Annotated in this window: 2 protein-coding genes; both read left to right on the top strand. The window is 64.3% G+C overall.

Annotation, left to right across the window (positions count from 1 at the left end; all coding sequences use genetic code 11):
• On the top strand, window positions 1–1,851 hold a 1,851-nt coding region (locus tag RMO57_RS03040; RefSeq protein WP_310384092.1), incomplete at its 5' end, for a bifunctional metallophosphatase/5'-nucleotidase.
• Window positions 1,851–3,050 (top strand): hypothetical protein, encoded by a 1,200-nt coding sequence (locus RMO57_RS03045; protein ID WP_310384093.1) that lies wholly within the window; start codon window positions 1,851–1,853, stop codon window positions 3,048–3,050. The genes RMO57_RS03040 and RMO57_RS03045, both read left to right, overlap by 1 nt.
• The last annotated feature ends 339 nt before the right edge of the window (window positions 3,051–3,389 follow it).

Raw genomic sequence — 3,389 nt, forward strand, 5'->3', positions numbered from 1 at the left:
ATCATCGGCTTCAATGACTACCACGGCACGCTGGAAACCCCCGGCAGCTTTGGCAAGAACAGCACCGTTCCCAGCAACTTGCGCCCCGCCGTCGGCGGCGCCGAATACCTGGCCGCCTACGTGGCCCAGATGAAGGCCGCCAACCCCAACACGGTGGTGGTCGGCGCGGGTGACTTCATCGGCGCCTCGCCGCTGATCTCGGCGCTGTTCTTTGATGAGCCGGCGGTTGAAACGCTGAACAAGATCGGCGTTGACTTTTCGTCCGTCGGCAACCACGAATTCGACAAGGGCAAGGACGAGTTGCGCCGGCTGCAAAACGGCGGCTGCAAGCTGGACGCGGGCGGCCTCAAGGAAGCCAATAGCTGCATGGGCTTCGGCTCTTCGGCACCGGGTACCTTCGACGGCGCCAAGTTCAAATGGCTGTCGGCCAATGTGATCGAAACCGCCACCGGCCGCTCGCTGCTGCCGGCCTACGGCATCAAGAGCTTCGGCGGCGTCAAGGTCGCCTTTATCGGCATGACGCTGAAGGGCACACCGGGCATCGTCACCCCCACCGGCGTGGCCGGCCTGCAGTTCAAGGACGAGGCCGACACGGTCAATGCGCTGATCCCGCGCCTGCGCGCCCAGGGCATCGAGTCGGTCGTCGTGCTGATTCACCAAGGCGGCTTCCAGAACGCACCGGCCGGCAGCGGCCTGACCAACGCCAGCGACATCAATGGCTGCTTGAATGACCTCAAAAACCCGGACGGCAGCGCCAGCGAGATTGCCAAGGTGGTGGCCCGCTTTGACAACACGGTTGACCTGGTCATCAGCGGCCACACCCACGCCGCCTACAACTGCTCGAAGAACACTATCGACGTGACCGGCACCACCGCCAGCGGCCCCGTCAGCACGCCGCGCGCCACCGGCCTGCCTAACAAGACCGGCCGACTGATCCCGGTCACCAGTTCCAGCGCCTTCGGCCGCGCGCTGACCGAGGTCAATCTGACGATTGATTCGCTGACCCGCAACGTCACCGACGTCAGCGTCAACAACCGCTTGGTGGACCGCAGCGATGCCGCCGTAAACACCGCCATCGCCAACAACCCCGAAGTCAAGAACGTGGTGCTGGCCTATAAGGGCGCGGTCGCACCGATCGCCGGTCAAGTGGTGGGCACCATCACCGCCGGCATGAGCAATGCCGCCAACAGCGCCGGTGAAATGGAAGCCGGCGACCTGATCGCCGATGCCCAGCTGCAAGCCACCCAGCCGGCCGCGCTGGGCGGCGCCGTGATGGCCTTCATGAATGCCGGCGGCGTGCGCAGCCCCGGCTTCGTCAAGCCCGCTGCCGCCAGCTATCCCTATGCGCTGACATATGCCGACGCCTTCACCGTGCAGCCCTTCGGCAACAGCCTGGTGACGATGACGCTGAGCGCCTTGCAACTGAAGGACCTGCTGGAACAGCAGTTCAACGGCTGCAAGGGCCAGACCGCCAACCGCATCATGCAGATCAGCAATGGCCTCTCATACAGCTGGAAGGCGGCGGCTCCGGCCTGCGCCAAGATCCAGAACGTGACATTGACACCGACCGATGTGACGGTCTACCCGCCCGCTGCGATCGGCGCGGCCGACAACATCGTCATCAACGGCGTGGTGCAAAACCCGGCCAAGACCTACCGCGTGACGGTCAACAACTTCATGGCCACAGGCGGCGACGGTTTCACTACGCTGCTGGGCGGCGGCAATGTCCAAGGCGGTGCGCAGGACATTGATGCGCTGATCGCCTATCTGGCCGGCTATAAGAATGCCGCGAATGCCTACAACCCAGGCAGCGCTGCACTGAACAAGCCACGCATCACGCTGACGCCCTGATGCAGAGAAACCGCCCAAGGCTTGACAGCCAGCAAGCGGTGCCGAAGTGGCAAAAAGCGGCCGTGGCCGGGCTATTTTTCAGCCTGGCCACGCTTGTTTGCGGCGGCACCCAAGCCCATGAACACCCACCTAAGCAGGGCCAGGCCTTGCCCCAAAGCGAGCCCGCGCGGCAGGCGCTACTGAAAACCGCCCGCACGGCATTGGGCGCCGGCGACAGCGCCCTTGCCATCGCTCAGCTCGATGCGGCCGCCATGATCAGCCATGCCGCCGACACCGAGCTGCTGATGCTGCAAGCGCAAATGCAGGCCGGCGACTACCGGAGCGCGCTGATGTTCGCCTCGCACACGGCCGGCGCGCATATCCATGATCCTGAGGCCTTGGCGCTCTATGCCTGGATGTTGGCCTTGGGTGAGCAGCGCGTGGAGGCCCGCCGCCTGCTGGACGCCGGCCTGAAGCGCCTGCCCCAAGAGCCGACCTTGCTGGCCATGCAGCTGCAATTGCCACTTGCGGAACCGGCCGCTGCGGCCGAGACCGACCCGCAAGCCGCCGCCATTCGTCCCGGCCCGCTGGCCATAGGCACGCCGGTGCCCGCGCATGCACAAGCGCTGGGCAGCGGGCTTTTGCTTGACAGCGGCCGCCACGCCTTGCTGCCGTTGGACCCAAGCCAAGACAGCGCGGCTCAACTCTGGGTACGCAATGGCTTGGGCCATGCCAGCGCTGCGCGCCTGGTCAAGCGCTTTGACTCACTCGGCCTCGCCCTGTTGAGCCTGGATACGCCCTTGCCCAGCGCGCAATCCAGCTTGCAGCGCGCACCGCGCGACGCCTTCGCCGGCAGCCCGGCAACCGCCTTCAGCTATCTTGCCGCGCCGTCGGCGCAAGCGGCATGGCCGGCCATGCACAGGGGCTTTCTGGGCCGCCTGAGCGCCGCCAGCAATCAGCAAGCCTTGGGCATCGAACTACCGGTGGCACCGCGCGGCGGGCCGGTGTTCGATCAGGCGGGGCGCTGGGTCGGTATCAGCGTGGCGGGCCCAAATGGCGACCCCAAGTTGGCGTCGCTGAGCGTCTTACAAGCCGCTTTGGGGCCGTGGTTCGAGGCCGTGCCGGTTCAGGCTCAGGGCCTCACGCTGGCTCTCGATGAACAGTACGAACAAGCGCTGCCCTTGACGGTGCAATTGCTGGTCGCGGGCAAGCGCGATTGATCGCACAGTTATCGGCTTGGCTTGAGGACCCCCTCAGCACAGATTTCGCAAGGGCTGCAAGGTGCTCGGCGCCGTCACTCCGAATTTGCTTTTGACAGGCCTAGCGTCGGACCTGCGCACTCGCCCGACCTGCATTTATCCCTTTCATCCCCTTCATCCTGGCTAAAAAATTTTCCGGTGCCACAGATCAATCTTGGTCTATTCAGAGATTTGAAAATGGCTGATGCGAAGAAAGAAGCTGAGCCAGGATGGAGGGGATAAAGGGGATAAGACATGAATGCTGTCGGGCTTCTGTCATAACTTAAGCTAAGAGCGGATTCAGTCCGACAGCCTCGCGTT

The organism is Roseateles sp. (genome assembly GCF_031397715.1).
Lineage (GTDB): Bacteria > Pseudomonadota > Gammaproteobacteria > Burkholderiales > Burkholderiaceae_C > Paucibacter_A.